8 protein-coding genes, 1 tRNA gene and 2 rRNA genes (1 of these 11 only partly in view) are annotated in these 14,401 nt (G+C 51.9%); 3 read left to right on the top strand and 8 right to left on the bottom strand.

The window, feature by feature from the left end; genetic code table 11:
- Window positions 1-5: 5 nt before the first annotated feature.
- Window positions 6-1,190 carry a hypothetical protein gene (locus P3B99_005820; GenBank protein WYJ06725.1) on the bottom strand — a complete coding sequence of 395 codons (1,185 nt, stop codon included), beginning with the start codon at window positions 1,188-1,190 and terminating at the stop codon, window positions 6-8.
- Window positions 1,191-1,377: 187 nt separating this feature from the next.
- Here P3B99_005820 and P3B99_005815 point away from each other — a divergent pair, with 187 nt between their 5' ends.
- Genes P3B99_005815 through P3B99_005805 form a run of 3 tightly spaced genes read left to right on the top strand, consistent with a single transcriptional unit; the run spans window position 1,378 to window position 4,682 of the window.
- The gene (locus tag P3B99_005815) at window positions 1,378-1,953 is read left to right on the top strand and encodes a uracil-DNA glycosylase family protein (protein WYJ06724.1); all 576 of its coding nucleotides are present in this window, start codon (window positions 1,378-1,380) and stop codon (window positions 1,951-1,953) included.
- Between the two features lie 13 nt (window positions 1,954-1,966).
- On the top strand, window positions 1,967-3,214 hold the full coding sequence (locus tag P3B99_005810; protein ID WYJ06723.1) for a hypothetical protein: 1,248 nt from the start codon (window positions 1,967-1,969) through the stop codon (window positions 3,212-3,214).
- A gap of 7 nt (window positions 3,215-3,221) precedes the next feature.
- Window positions 3,222-4,682, top strand: a complete 1,461-nt coding sequence (locus tag P3B99_005805; GenBank protein WYJ06722.1) for a sialidase family protein — start codon at window positions 3,222-3,224, stop codon at window positions 4,680-4,682.
- 77 nt (window positions 4,683-4,759) lie between these two features.
- Here the strand turns inward: P3B99_005805 and P3B99_005800 are convergent, their stop codons facing one another.
- The 7 genes from P3B99_005800 to P3B99_005770 all read right to left on the bottom strand — a co-directional run.
- Complete coding sequence (locus P3B99_005800; GenBank protein WYJ06721.1) at window positions 4,760-5,695, bottom strand: SUMF1/EgtB/PvdO family nonheme iron enzyme; 936 nt, start codon at window positions 5,693-5,695, stop codon at window positions 4,760-4,762.
- A gap of 187 nt (window positions 5,696-5,882) precedes the next feature.
- Window positions 5,883-7,994 (bottom strand): hypothetical protein, encoded by a 2,112-nt coding sequence (locus P3B99_005795; protein WYJ06720.1) that lies wholly within the window; start codon window positions 7,992-7,994, stop codon window positions 5,883-5,885.
- Between the two features lie 651 nt (window positions 7,995-8,645).
- On the bottom strand, window positions 8,646-9,989 hold the full coding sequence (locus P3B99_005790; GenBank protein ID WYJ06719.1) for an FAD-dependent oxidoreductase: 1,344 nt from the start codon (window positions 9,987-9,989) through the stop codon (window positions 8,646-8,648).
- A gap of 54 nt (window positions 9,990-10,043) precedes the next feature.
- A complete protein-coding gene (locus P3B99_005785) occupies window positions 10,044-10,403 on the bottom strand; it encodes a hypothetical protein (protein WYJ06718.1) in 360 nt (119 codons plus the stop codon).
- Window positions 10,404-11,043: 640 nt separating this feature from the next.
- Window positions 11,044-11,160, bottom strand: a 5S ribosomal RNA gene (gene rrf, locus P3B99_005780).
- A gap of 129 nt (window positions 11,161-11,289) precedes the next feature.
- Window positions 11,290-14,144, bottom strand: a 23S ribosomal RNA gene (locus P3B99_005775).
- A 197-nt stretch (window positions 14,145-14,341) separates the two neighbouring features.
- Window positions 14,342-14,401: transfer RNA gene (locus tag P3B99_005770), tRNA-Ile, on the bottom strand; it runs 17 nt beyond the window's last position.

Here is a 14,401-nt window from a genome sequence, read left to right as displayed (position 1 = left end):
GTTGTCTATTGTCCGAATATGCTTTGTGTTTTGTTGATTTCGGGAAGCGCCTTTGCGTCCACCTTGAAGCCCGACTGCTCGTACATTTTTGCCGCGCCGCGAATGCGCTCAGCCTCGGCGGCGGAAATTTCGAGCGCGGAGTCGGACGCCATTGCGCGTTTTTTCATCTCCTCCACAAACTCGGCGTCCGCCTTGAAAGCCGCGCGGGTTGCGGCGTCGGGGCGGAGCGAAAACGTCAGCCGCTGCCCCGAAGCCCCCGTAATGTTTATGTTTTTTTCGAGCGGTTCAAGCCCGCTCTGGCGGATTACAAGCGTGTGGATTCCGCGCGGAAGCGAAATTTTGCCGCCCAGCGTCTGCGCGATGCCGTCGATTTCCGCCGACACCGACGAGACCGAAACGGGCAGCGTCTTTTTCGAAAGCGCGTATTTGCCGTTCTCGCGGACGATTTCGGGCATGTCCAAACCCTCCACGGTGAAGAGTATTTCGATTTCCCCCGAAGTTCCTACGGGAGCGGCGAGCGGCTCGCTTTTGCTGCGCAGGGCGAAAAACTCGGCTGTGCGCTCGACGGCGTCCGCCACAAGCTCGTCCATCACGCCGCCGTCCGACACCGAAATGTCGGCGGTATTGCGCAGCGTCTTCTCGGAACCCAGCGACAAGCCCGCGACGGAATACGCGACATCGGAGAGGACGTGCAAAGTCGAATTTGTGCGGAGCTTGTAGACCGTGTTTTCGGTCGCCACTCCGTAGACTTTCGAGTTCCGCTTTTCGACGGAATAAGAGGCGACGGAAACCGACAAAATATAGTCCGCCCCCACAAGCCCGCCGAGGCGCACGCCGGAGGCGTCCGAAATGAGCGTGGAGCCGGCCGACTCCTTGGAGTCGAGCGCGCGTTTGAGCGCGGCGGCGGCTGAGCGGAACTTTGCGTTGGGGTCGCCGAGATAGTCGTTGAGGTTGCGGACCGCCAAATCGTAGTCGACAATGCCGAAACCCGCGCCCGAAAGCCGTGCGGAAAGGGACTTTTCGAAAGCCTTTGTCTTTGAGTCGAGCGCGCGGTTTCCGCTGTCGTTGACGACGACGACCGCGACCTTTTGCGGAGCTGTCCGCCCCGCCGTGCCGCCGCCCGCTGGAACGCCCGCGCAAAGCGTCGCGAAAGCCGCGGCGACGAGTACAAAAAACGGTATTCTTTTCATGTTTTGCCTGATTTCGGTTTGTGCCGCGCGGGGAAACGTCCGCCCGACGCCGCAAAAAATACGCCCGACGCCCGCCCCGTGGCAACACTCTTCTTTTATATTATACGCATTTTTCCGCGTTTTGTTTCGGCGCGGATTCCGCGCCCTTGACATAGCCGCGCCAGTCCGTATTTTTTTGGAGACTGACATGAAACCCGAAAAACACCCGCTCGAACCCTTCCTGCCTCCGAACGCAAAAATTCTGCTTTTGGGAACTTTCCCGCCCGACAGGAAACGCTGGTCAATCGAGTTCTTCTACCCGAATTTCCAGAACGACATGTGGCGCATTTTCGGGCTGGCGTTTTTCGGCAACAGGGACGAATTCGTGAAATCGGGCGAGCGGAAATTCGACGCGGGGAAAATCGCGGGCTTTCTCTCGCAAAGGGGAATCGCGCTTTTCGACACGGCGGAGGAAGTCGTGCGCCTCAAAGACAACGCCTCCGACAAGTTCCTCGAAATAGTCCGCAAGACCGACATCGCAAAAATCCTCGCCAGCCTCCCAAAATGCCGCGCGGTTGCGTGCGCGGGCGCAAAGGCGGCGGAGGTTTTCGCGGAATCGTGCGGCGCGACACCGCCCGCTGCGGGAGCGTCGGAAGCAGTCGAAATCGGCGGGCGCAAAATCGAATTTTTCAGAATGCCGTCGTCGTCGCGGGCGTATCCGAAACCGCTCGAAGAAAAGGCGCGAATCTACGCGGATATGTTCCGCAAAACGGGATTGATTTAAACACACAAAAAACATGAAAAAAACAGCAGCAATAATATCGGCTTTCGCCGCCGCAATTCTGTGCGGCTGCGCGGGCGCGCCCCAACCGCAACTCGTCGCCGAAAACGGCGTAATCCACAGGTTCTTCGACACGTCGCCCGTCAGCCCGTCGGGCAAATACGCCGCGCTCTTCGAGCTGCCCTACGAAGGCAAGAAGCCAGTCGCGGGCGACGCGGGCAAAGTGGTTGTGGTCGAACTGCCGTCGATGAAGAGGGTTTTCGAAACCGAATCGCGCGGCTGGGAAACGCAGATGGGCGCAAACGTCCAGTGGGGCGCAAGCGACGCCGACCTCTTCTACAACGACGTAGACCCGAAGACATGGGAGGAATTCGCCGTGAGGCTCGACTTCAAAACGGGCAAAAAAACGCGCCTTGCGGGCACGGTTTTCATGGTCTCGCCCGACGGCAAAAAGCTCGTTTCGCACAACCTCAGGAAGTCGCGCTTCGCGCAGGTGGGCTACGGCGTAATCGTCCCCGACGCGTTCGCAAAGCGCAATGTGGGGCCGGTCGCCGACGACGGAATCTACATTACCGACATCGAATCGAACAAACGCAAAATGGTTGCCTCCTTGCGCGACATCTACGAAAAGTCCGCGCCGTCAATCAAGATTCCGAACCCCGAAAAATACGAGTACTACGGCTTTCAGGCGAAGTGGAATCCGCAGGGAACGAAAATCTTGGCGACGGTGCAGTGGACGCCCTTAGACGGCGGCAAACGCAGGCGCGCGGTAATCACAATGAACCCCGACGGCTCGGACATACGCACGGCAATCACCCCCGATCAGTGGGCGAAGGGCGGGCACCACATCAACTGGCTGCCCGACGGCGTGTACATGTCGATGAACTTGGACATCGACGGCAAAAAGGGGCTTGAAATCATAACCGTAAAATACGACGGAAGCGAGCTGAAACAGGTCTATGCGCCAGGGTCGGGACACCCGTCGTACCACCCGCGCGGGCTTCCGCTTATCCTAACCGACGCGTACGCGGGCGAAATGAACCTCCCCGACGGACGCTCGCCGATTCGCCTGATAAACGTCGCGAAGCAGACGGAGACAACCCTCGCAAAAACCGCGCTTCCGCCGTTCAAGAAAAACCCCGAATTCCGCGTGGACGCGCACCCCGTCTGGGTGCTCGGCGGAAACGCCGTGGTCTACAACGACACGAAAAACGGCAAACGCTGCGTCTACATTCTCGACGTATCCGACAGGCTCGAAAAATAACAACGACATGGGAAAATCATACCTAACAAAAAAATCCGCGCTCCCCGCCGCCGCCGCGCTCGCGTCGGCGCTTCTGCTCTGCGCGTTCAACGACGTAAACTACAAGCAGGCGGAAGCCTCCGAAATTTCGGGTGCTTACTACAACGCGGACGGCTCGGTTTCGCCCATGAAAATCAGGCTCGGCGAGCCGCGCGTGATTGTGCGCGGAATGCCGTTCGAGAAAAACCGCTGGGGTGCGTATCAGTTCCCGCGCCCCTACAATTTGGGCGGCAGACTGCTTGTTGCCGTCCACGTTTCGCGGGACGACATCAAGTCCTTCGGCGCGCCCAACAGGTGGTTCGAAAGCCTCGACAACGGAAAAACTTGGCGGGAAATAGACGCCGCGCGCGACGCCGAATGCGGAATACTTCTGCCCAACGGCGACAAAATCTACTTCCCTCCCGAATCGGGGTTCAGCGTCTCGAAATACAAACAGCCAAGCCAAAGCGAGTACACGCCCGACTACGACGCGTCGAAACGCGCCGACGAGGGCACGCTTCCCATTCCCGACGGAATGAAGGCGGACTGGATAAACGGAGTCGCAATCAAAGCCTACAACGCCGACAGGCTTCCGCCGAGCCTCGCAAAAAAGGAGTGGCTTGCGTACCGCATTCCCGCAGGCAAAACGGAGGCGGTCAAAGAGCACGCAAAAGTAGACTGGAAATGCCTTACGCGCGTAGTCCACAGCGGCGCGGGCTTCGACAACATCATGAAGCCCATTTTTCCGCGCGGCAACATGAAGCTCGCTCCCGACGGCTCGCTCTGGATTTCCGCATTTTCGGGCGAAGGGCACGTCAACCCCGACACGGGCAAATACAGCCCCTACTACTCCGCCGAAATTTTCCGTTCCGACGACTTCGGCAAAAGCTTCAAACAGGTTGCCCACATGGAGTATCCCGCCGACGGCTCGGAATTTCCCTACGATACGGGCGGATTCAGCGACAGCGATTTCGAGTTCATGCCCGACGGCTCGATTGTCTGGTTCATGCGCACGCAGTGGTTCAACTACACGGGCTGGGAGTGGTCGCCGATGTACGTTTCGCGCTCGACCGACGGCGGCAAAACTTGGTCGAAGCCCGAAAAATTCGCGAACGTCGGCGTGCTGCCGCGCCTCGCAAAACTCGAATGCGGAACGACGCTCCTTTGCTACGCGCGGCCGGGGACATACATTCAGGCGAGCGAAAACGACTCTGGCACAAAGTGGACAAAGCCGCTTGTCGCAATGACGCCCGACGACCGCAGCGCTCTGGCGAACGCAAAGCCGAAAACAAAGACTTTCATCAGCTGGGCGGGCTCGTGCAACAATCCCGAAATAATCCCGATAGACAAAAACAAAGCACTGCTTTTTTACAGCGATTTCTATTATCCCGACTCCGACGGCGTGAAGAAAAAGACGATTCTCTGCCGCGAAGTTATCGTGGAAAAATAAAAGAAAGCGGCGCGGGGTTCGGAATCCGCGCCGCTTTTTTGCGCGCCGTTTGCCGCGTTCGTGCGGCCGGCAAGCCCCTATTTTTCTCTCACGACGCGGAAGCCGACATTCGCGTATCCCGACGACGCCGCGCGGGACTCGCCCTTCAATTCGGTGCGGCAGCTTGTGCGGGGAGAGTCGAACGCGCCGCCTTTTACCGCCATAAGCCGCCCGCGATTCGACGCCCCGTCTTTCGCGGCGACCTCTGTGGAAGTCCACTCCCAGCAGTTGCCCCACATGTCGATTGCCCCGCACGCGGCGAGCGTTTTTGAGTAGGCGTCGACGGGCGTCGTCGTGTTTTTCTCGCCGCAGTTGAAGTCGGCGTCCTTGGGCATGTGCCCCGCCGCGATTTCCCATTCAGCCTCGGTCGGCAGACGGTATACGGCTTTGCCGTCTTTTGCGCTAAGCCACTTGCAGTACGCTACGGCATCGTCGTAGGAAACATTCACAGCGGGACACTTCGCCTTTGCCGACGCAACTTTGCGCACATCTTTTCCCGTCGCTTTCAGGAACGCGTTGTACTCGGCGTTTGTAATCGGCGTGCGGGCAATGCTTAGGTTCTGCGCCGCGCCGATGACAGGCAAAAATCCGTCTTTCGATTCGCGGGCGTTTGGGCGTAAACGCGGATCGGTAAAACGGCTCATCGTGCGCTCGATGCGCGTTGAACGCATAGCGAGCATTTCGTCGACAATTTCCTGCATTTCGCGAACCTTGGAGGCGTCCTTTGCGGTGCGCTTCAATTCTTCAAGCTTCGCCTTTTTGCGGGCTATTACCTTGTCGTAATTATCGGCGACTTTCTTTTCGAGCGCGGCGCGGTTCGCCTCCGTCGGACTTTTGCGGTACGCGGCGATAAGCGATTTCGTTTCCACATCGAGCTGCGGACGCTCTTTTTCTATTGTCGTGCTGAACTTGTGGAGCTTTGCATCTGGGTTGACAGCTGAAAGCGCAACGCCGCAAGCAAGAGTTGCCGCCATAAAAAAGATAATTTTTTTAATTGCTATTTTCATTTTTCTTGGGGTTTTTATGTTTTTAACTTCTAAATAAAAAACACAGCGTTTAAACGCTCTATTCATTCAAATGACCAACCCCAAGATTTGTTGCAAAAAATTTTGCGGCGTGATTTTTTTCGGACGAAAAATCGAAGTGCCGAAAATTGCAGCTCTACTTTTTGCGCTCGACGAACACGCCCGCATAGCCACACGGTAAAACAACCCTGCCGTCTTCCGTAAAATCGGCGACTGACGGATTGCCGTCGACTACAAACGAGCGCATGCGCTTCGGGTTTTTCGCGTCGGAAAAATCGTAAATCGATACTTTCCCCGAAGCGCGGTTGGCGACAACAAGCCTTTTCGTTTTTTCGTCGAAGTATGCAAAGCCCTCGTCCGCGCCCTGAGGAAATTCCGCGCGAATTTGCACCGAATCGCCTTCCGGAACAAACGGAAGCGGCTCGCCGTCGGGAAATTTTAGCGGCGTCAACTCCGAATTTTTCAACGGTTGCGCGGGATTGTCTATCGAATAACCTCCGCGATTCATCGTTAAAAACTTGTCCCCGAACGCGGCGATTGAACCGTTCTGAGAGCAGAGCGGATAGCTGTCCGCAAACACACGCTTGACGGAATTTGCGGTCATTTCAAAAACCATTCTTCCGCCGCAGTGGAAATTCAAACCGAAATATTTCCCCGAGGCGAGGCGTCGCGAACCGTAGTCGTTGTAGACAATTTCCCTGCCCCCGCTGCGCAAAAGCTTTTTCGGGTTTGCGGGATTCGAAATGTCGAAGAACCAAGCCGAAGCTGCCCCCGCGCCGACTCCGGCGACATTGCATTTGTCGAACGCCCAAACGTGGAGCGTTTGCGGACGCCCTATCATGCCGCAAGTTATCCTGCCGATTTCCCTCGGCTTGTAGGAGGAAACTCCCGAACGGCTATTGGGCGCGGCAGAAATGTCGTAGATACCGACTCCGTCGAAACCTTCGGCAACGATAAGCCTGCTGTCTGAAATTTTTGCGTCGTACGCAATCTTGCATTCAATCTTTCCGACTTGCGGATAGCCCGCAGCGGACAGGTCGAAAATTCGAACACCGCCGTCAGCCTGTGCTACGTAGACTAAATCTCCGCGAACAGCAAGCGCACGGGCGGGATTTGCGGAGTCGGCGGCAATGAAGTCGAAGCCGTCTATCGGTTTTGCTTTGAACGCCCCGTTAAGCTTGGGAGCGACAGTATCAGTTTTTTTGCGAGGTTTTGCGATTTGCGGAAGCTCCGCAAAATATATCCCAGTAAAAGTGCCCGCAATGTACAAGACGCCGTCGCCTACAGCTATCGACGACACCGGGTCGCCCTGAGGCAGCGAAGCGTCAAGCATGGAAAATTTGAGATTTGGGTTGTCTGGCGCGACCTTCGGCAATATCAAATTTCCAAGAATTTTAGGATTCTCCTTATTTGAAACATCAAGAATAAATACTCCATTTACAGTGTCCGCCGCAAAGCAGTAGTTCCCCGAAACGCGCGGCGTCCAATAATCGCAAGGTCCGAAATAAATTTTGGGAAAGTCGACACGCGAAATTTTGCGCGGGTTGCGTTTGTCGGAAATGTCGAAAATTTCAAGCCCATGCCCCGCGCCGTGCCGAAGCTCAGCAGGCCCAGTCTTGCGGTGCTGCCCTGTCGATGCGTAGAGAAAGTTTCCGTCAATGTCGATGCCGTCGCCCATTCCTTCAAGATTTACTACGGAAATTTTTTGCGGAGAAAGCGGATTTGCGAAATCGATGCTCGTAATTTCGCCCGCGCCCCAGTCGCCACTGTAAACTATTCCGTCTTTATAGTAAACGGATTGCGATTCGTGTGTCAAAATTTGCGAAACATGGCGCATTTTCGCGGGATTCGAAATGTCGACACACTGGACGCCGAATACGCGGTTGCCGATAAACGCAAAATTTTCCGAAACGTCAAGGCCTGTGGCATACTCGATGGCGTCGAAGTGCGAAATTATTTTCGGATTTTTTGGGTCGGAAACATCGACCGCCCAAAGCCCCGATTGGCGCGCCGTAAGGAACGCGGTTTTTCCGCGAACTTTCAACTGGCGAACATGCCCCATTCCCGAAACAGAACCTAAAAATTTCGGGGCGGCGGGTGTTGAAATGTCGTATATCGAAAGCCCTCCATTTTCCAACGCATAAAGCTTGTCTCCGACGATTTCAAGCGAGAGCGTGCCTTTTGTTCCCGCAATTTTTTCATACTCAATCGCAACGCCGTAAGCGGGATCCGCGTGGTGCAAATTCAATTTCTGCGCATTCGCAAAAAGACAGAAAAGCATTGATATAAACAATGTAACAAAACGTAAATTCATAATATCTATCATCACTCCCCCCCCTATCAAAGTCAATAATGAATTGAAGCCTACTGCGAAGCAGTGGCTTCAAGAACAGACTATTAAAGTTGAACGAAGTAAAGCGGAGCTTTACGAAGTGGGTAAGGAGCGTCCCAAAACACCCCTTGTTCGGACATACCCCCGCAACCCCGACCTTGCAACCACTCCGCAAAGACAATGCAGCCCCCGTGCAAACCATCCGCAACGGGGGTTTTGGGTAAGGCGAAAAATCGCCAAAATGGTCAAACGTGTGGCACGCTTACGTCAAACCTTCTGGCGCGATACAGTAGGGATTTAAGATTAACATATCCAAATTATCGCTCTTATGCGGAACCCATTTTAGAACTTTTAATGACAATTATAAAATCAGTTGTGCCAGAACCAAATAAGTTGGACCACTTTATATGAGAATAAAATCTGGTTTATTGTTGTTTAAAGATAAAGTTTTAGTGTAAATCACTCCTTTTCCCGAATCGCTCCATTCTTAAAAACTTCGATATCGATTGACGATTTTTAGCATGGATTTAAAATTTGATTATAATTAACACTACCTCACAAAATATGTCATTTTCCAAGCGGAGGCAGTATAGCTCCGTTTTCAGAGAGGATGGTTCTAACCTGATTGATATCCACCTCGGAGATGGGACAAGAATTTCTAATTGACACCGCACAAGCCGCACCGGCAGCCTGTCCCATTGCCATGCAGCTGGCCTGTATCCTCAACGCTGAATTTGCCAATCTATCGCTTCCGACGTGTCTTCCCGCCGCAATCATAAATTTTGAAGATTTTGGAATCAATGCCGACAGTGGGACACAAGGCACTACTCCTTTTTTTAAACGTCTTGCCCTTGCGCCTTTGTCGTCGTGCAAATCAATGTGATAAAACGAATAGCAAACGCCGTCTGGATAACGTTTCGCGGATACATATTCATCTACTGTTATGTTGTGCAGTGCGTCAATCCTGAACGACTCCCGCACTCCGACTTCGGTTTTGACATTTTTTATTCTCACATTTTCAAAACCCTTCAATTTTTTCAGAAATCTGAAAATCCGCAAAAAACTTTCCCTGCCCCTTATGTTCGACGAACTTTGAATTTGCGCATTCGACGAGTCGGCATCCGCGAGATGTTCGCAATTTCTGCCCTTAAAACTTACCAATCTGTATAGGTCGCCGTAAATATCAGAACGTAGCAGTTCGCCGTTTTTAATCGCATTTTTTTTGGCAATGAAAAATTCCTCACGGGTGATTTTCGACGCATCAAAATTTTCGAACTCGAAATCCAACGTTCCTGGTTGAATTACGTTTCCCCGCAGCCTTCTAAAACCCGCCATATCCACTACCGCCGCATTTCCCGTACAGTCTATGACTCTTTTTGCAAAGACGCTTTTTCTCGATGATTTTCCGACGATTGACAATTTGTATCCGCCGCCGCACTCCTCCACGGATTCGGGAGACATATAATACAATATATGTATACCGGTTTTTAGGATTTCCTCCTCTGCCAAACACGAATATAAATATTCATTCAACGTCACTTGAAGTTCCCAAAATGCGGGATTGTCAAATTTGCTAAAATCCGGAAATTTGTCGCCGTGCGCTTGTACGGTTTTTGAAACCAATTCCCAACCTATTCCGGCGATTACCTGATTTCCCCACGCATGAAAAAGCCCAGGAGAATTTATGCCCGCCGTCGTCATGGTTCCTCCGAGTTGAGACGAACTTTCGACAATAAGAGTATTCAACCCCGACCTACCGGATTGCAGTGCGGCTATTATTCCCGATACACCGCCACCAACAACAACGACATCATAGTCTGAATCGATATTGCCGGAAATAGATTTTTCTTTTGCCAATGATGATACAACTCCGCCGGAAACAATCGCCGCCACAAATTTTCGTCTATCCATATTTATCTTCTCCGTTTATCCTTGTAAAACAATAACAGTGGAAGCACAAGAAAATTATAGTTCTTCCGGCGGAATTATCTTTAGCCACTCCCATAAGTTGTCAGGAATAATATCTTCGCTTCGGCGAACTTTGCGAGTCTTGGCAACAGCACTAGGGACAGTTAGCGTTTTATCCTCTATATTTATATTGTCCCACGTCATGATGGTCTTTTCTCTTTCTTTAGATGAAATCTCCTCGTGGCGAATTCCTGCAAATGTTAGCAATGCAAAGGCAGGAACCGCAAATTTATGAAGCGCCTTGAATATTTTTATGATGTTATCAACGCTCTCAACTCTGGGTGGCTCTTTTTCCTTATGTATTACTGGTAGTTTTATGTCGGAAGCGATGTTCTCCTTGAAAATTTTCAACTTCATGGACAATCCACAGCGCACGGACACCCGTAAACAAGAGGAGCCGGACATCCTTTGCACGCGTCTGCTTTGGTTGGCTTACGCCAATCCGCGCAGTACGCGCCCTACGGGTAATTGGCTCGCGCCAATTATGCTTCCCAAAAGCTTTTTGCGCTTCGCACAAAAACTTTTGTGTTCGGACATGAAAAACAAGAGAGGCGCAGCAAGCTTCTTTCGAAACTTGCGCCTCATTAGACTGGCAATGAATTGAAGCTCACTGCGAGAGCAGTGGCTTCAAGAACAGACTATAAAAGTTGAACGAAGTAAAGCTTCCGCTTTACGAAGTGGGTAAGGAGCTTCCCCAAACACCCCTTGTTCGGACATTCCCCCAGCTGTCGTGCGAGCGGGCATCCGCATACAAAGAGAGCCCCGACATCCTTTTGGACATCGGGGCTCATTAGACTGGCAATGAATTGAAGCTCACGGCGAGAGCAGTAGCTTCAAGAACAGACTATAAAAGTTGAACGAAGCGGACGAGCAGTCCGCGAAGTGGATAAGGAGCTTCCCCAAACACCCCTTGTTCGGACATACCCCCGCTGTCGTGCGAGCGGACATCCGCATACAAAGAGAGCCCCGACATCCTTTGGGACGTCGGGGCTCATTAGACTGGCAACAACCTACTCTCGCACGACAGCGGGGTCGTACTACCATCGGCGGCTGAGAGCTTAACGAGCGTGTTCGAGATGGGAACGTGTGTTTCCTCTCGCCTATGATCACCAGAGTTTCATCGTAGATGTTGCCTCGGCTCTCTCTCAACCGCTTTGCAAATTCAAAGCATGTAGCGCGGATTTATCAACCCAATTCAGCTCCAAATGCTGATAACTCTATTTTAAAAAAGGCGCACAATTTTGTAATTAAACTTTTCGGGATATTAGTAGTACTTAACTCAACGCATTACTGCGCTTACATTTGTACCCTATCAACCAAGTCGTCTACTTGGACCCTCATGGAAATCTCATCTTGGGAGGAGCTTGGCGCTTAGATGCTTTCAGCGCTTATCTCTTCCGTACTTAGCTACTCGGCGCTGCCGTTGACACGACAACCGATACACCAGCGGTACGTCATTCCCGGTCCTCTCGTACTAAGGAATGAACCCCTCAAATTTCCAACGCCCACAGAGGATAGAGGACCGAACTGTCTCACGACGTTCTGAACCCAGCTCGCGTACCACTTTAATTGGCGAACAGCCAAACCCTTGGGACCTTCTACAGCCCCAGGATGTGATGAGCCGACATCGAGGTGCCAAACTTCGCCGTCGCTATGAACGCTTGGGCGAAATCAGCCTGTTATCCCTAGAGTACCTTTTATCCCATAAGCGACGACGCTCCCACGAGCTATCGCCGGATCACTTGGGCCTGGTTTCCCATCTGCTCGACTTGTAGGTCTCACAGTTAAGCTCCCTTTTAGCCATATCCTCGCCGACCGATTACCATCCGGTCTGAGGGAACCTTCGCAGTCCTCCGTTACTTTTTAGGAGGAGACCGCCCCAGTCAAACTAACCCTCTAACACTGTCCCACAGCCAGCTTATGGCTTGCGGTTAGACGCCTAATTGGCAAAAACCGGTATTTCACATTGCGGCTCTATCGCCCCCTGAAGGGCAACTTCGAAGCCTCCCGGCTATTCTACGTATTGAAAATCAAACGCCAATATCAGATTATAGTAAAGGTTCATAGGGTCTTTCCGTCCTTCTGCGGGTACGCGGCATCTTAACCGCGACTACAATTTCACTGAGCTTCTCCCTGAGACAGCACCCAACTCGTTACACGATTCGTGCAGGTCGGAACTTACCCGACAAGGAATTTCGCTACCTTAGGACCGTTATAGTTACGGCCGACATTCACGGGGGCTTAGACCACAAGCGCTAACAAGCAGTTTTCACCTTTCCGCATTGGTCACGTGTCACTCCCTATACGTCGTCTTGCGACTTCGCAGAGAGCTGTGTTTTTGATAAACAGTCGGTTGGGCCTCTTTGCTGAGACCAACTCGCGTTGGCACCCCTTCTACCGAAGATACGGGGCCATTTTGCCGAGTTCCTTGGGGAGATTTCACTCACGCGCCTTAGAATACTCTTCCCGGATACCTGTGTCGGTTTGCGGTACGGGCTACCTAATGATTAATCGCATAAATTTTCCCGGAACACCATCCATTCAATCCCTATCGGCCGTAGCCTCTAAGTCCCCAGCTGCTTTCACAACCTTAGACCGGGACATTCATCACCCGGCTGAACTTCACGTATTCGTCAATATGCGACTCGAACACCATTAAGCAGGTATAGGATTATTAACCTATTGTGCATCGACTACTCCTTACGGCCTCGCCTTAGCTCCCGACTAACCCTGGGCGGACGAACCTTCCCCAGGAAACCTTATCCTTACGGCGGCATGGATTTTAACCATGCTTTTCGTTACTCATGCCTAGATTCTCACTTCCAAAAACTCCACGCTCTCTTTCAATCACGCTTCTACGTCGTTGGAACGCTCTCCTACCAATTATTGCTAATTCCACGAATTCGGTGTAGTACTTTAGTCCCGATCATTTTCGGCGCAAACTCTCTCGATGGGTAAGCTATTACGCACTTTTTAAATGATGGCTGCCTCTAAGCCAACATCCCCATTGTCTAAGAAAATTTACCTCCTTCTTGCCACTTAGTACTAACTTTGGGACCTTATTCGATGGTCTGGGGTGTTTCCCTCTCGCCAACGGAGCTTATCCCCCGCTGACTGACTACCTAATTTTCCCAGCCGGTATTCAGAGTTTGATAAGGTTCGGTATTCTGGTGTGAACCCTAGCCTTTTCAGTGCTTTACCCCCGGCTTTTAACATTCGGCGCTATACCTAAATATATTTCGGAGAGAACCAGCTATTACGGGGCTTGATTAGCCTTTCACTCCTAACCACAGCTCATCCCTTAACTTCTCAAGGTTAATGGGTTCGGTCCTCCACATCGTATTACCGGTGCTTCAACCTGGCCATGGCTAGATCGCCTCCGCTTCGGGTGTTATGCAAGTTACTGGCGCCCTATTCAAACTCGCTTTCGCTTCGCCTCCAAGTCGTAAACTCTTAAGCTCGCAACTCACATAAACTCCTAGGCCCATTATGCAAAAGGTACGCCGTCACTCCATTCGGAGCTCCGACCGCTTGTAGGCAACAGGTTTCAGGTACTTTTAACTCCCCTAACAGGGGTTCTTTTCACCTTTCCCTCACGGTACTTGTTCACTATCGGTCGACACCTTGTATTTAGCCTTATGCAGTGGTCTGCACATATTCACACCAGGTTTCACGTGTCCGGTGCTACTCTGGATACTCCTAAGTATGTGAAAAATTTCAATTACGGGACTTTCACCCCCTTTGGTAGGCCTTTCCAGACCTTTCGTCTATTCTTCACAAGTCTATATCGAAGTCCGAACCCCGAAAGAATAAATCCTCTCGGTTTAGGCTCCTCCCCTTTCGCTCGCCACTACTCAGGGAATCGCATTCGCTTTCTTTTCCTCTGCTTACTGAGATGTTTCACTTCAGCAGGTATAACTTCAATCACCTATGGATTCAGTAATTGATGACCGACTCTTACATCGGCCGGGTTTTCCCATTCGGATATCTACGGATTAAAGCCTGCTTGCGGCTCCCCGTAGCTTTTCGCAGCTTGCCACGTCCTTCTTCGCCATGTGTCGCCAAGGCATCCGCCTGTTGCCCTTCTTTTGTTTAATTACAAATTGTTCCTTTTTTAAAATCGGGCTATCTATGCATTTGGTTCCTTAGTCTCTTCTTTTGTATTCTAAGTCTTCTTAACTGAATTGTAGAATTCCCGTATCTCTACGTAAATATTCTATGTTCGTTAATAAATCTCGCTCTACATACTGTCAAAGATCTGAAATTCTTTTTGCGCTTCCCCCACTCTTTCATAGTGGTGGGCCCAGATGGACTTGAACCATCGACCCCACGCTTATCAAGCGTGTGCTCTAACC

The organism is Opitutia bacterium KCR 482, assembly GCA_029269845.2.
GTDB lineage: Bacteria > Verrucomicrobiota > Verrucomicrobiia > Opitutales > Intestinicryptomonadaceae > Merdousia.
This window is presented reverse-complemented; position numbering and strand designations above follow the sequence as displayed.

Coding starts and splice junctions, on each gene's coding strand:
- P3B99_005790 (WYJ06719.1), bottom strand. CDS start 9,989: ATGGATAGACGAAAATTTGTGGCGGCGATTGTTTCCGGCGGAGTTGTA.
- P3B99_005810 (WYJ06723.1), top strand. CDS start 1,967: ATGAAAAAAACAGCAGCAATAATATCGGCTTTCGCCGCCGCAATTCTG.
- P3B99_005815 (WYJ06724.1), top strand. CDS start 1,378: ATGAAACCCGAAAAACACCCGCTCGAACCCTTCCTGCCTCCGAACGCA.
- P3B99_005820 (WYJ06725.1), bottom strand. CDS start 1,190: ATGAAAAGAATACCGTTTTTTGTACTCGTCGCCGCGGCTTTCGCGACG.
- P3B99_005800 (WYJ06721.1), bottom strand. CDS start 5,695: ATGGCGGCAACTCTTGCTTGCGGCGTTGCGCTTTCAGCTGTCAACCCA.
- P3B99_005785 (WYJ06718.1), bottom strand. CDS start 10,403: ATGAAGTTGAAAATTTTCAAGGAGAACATCGCTTCCGACATAAAACTA.
- P3B99_005805 (WYJ06722.1), top strand. CDS start 3,222: ATGGGAAAATCATACCTAACAAAAAAATCCGCGCTCCCCGCCGCCGCC.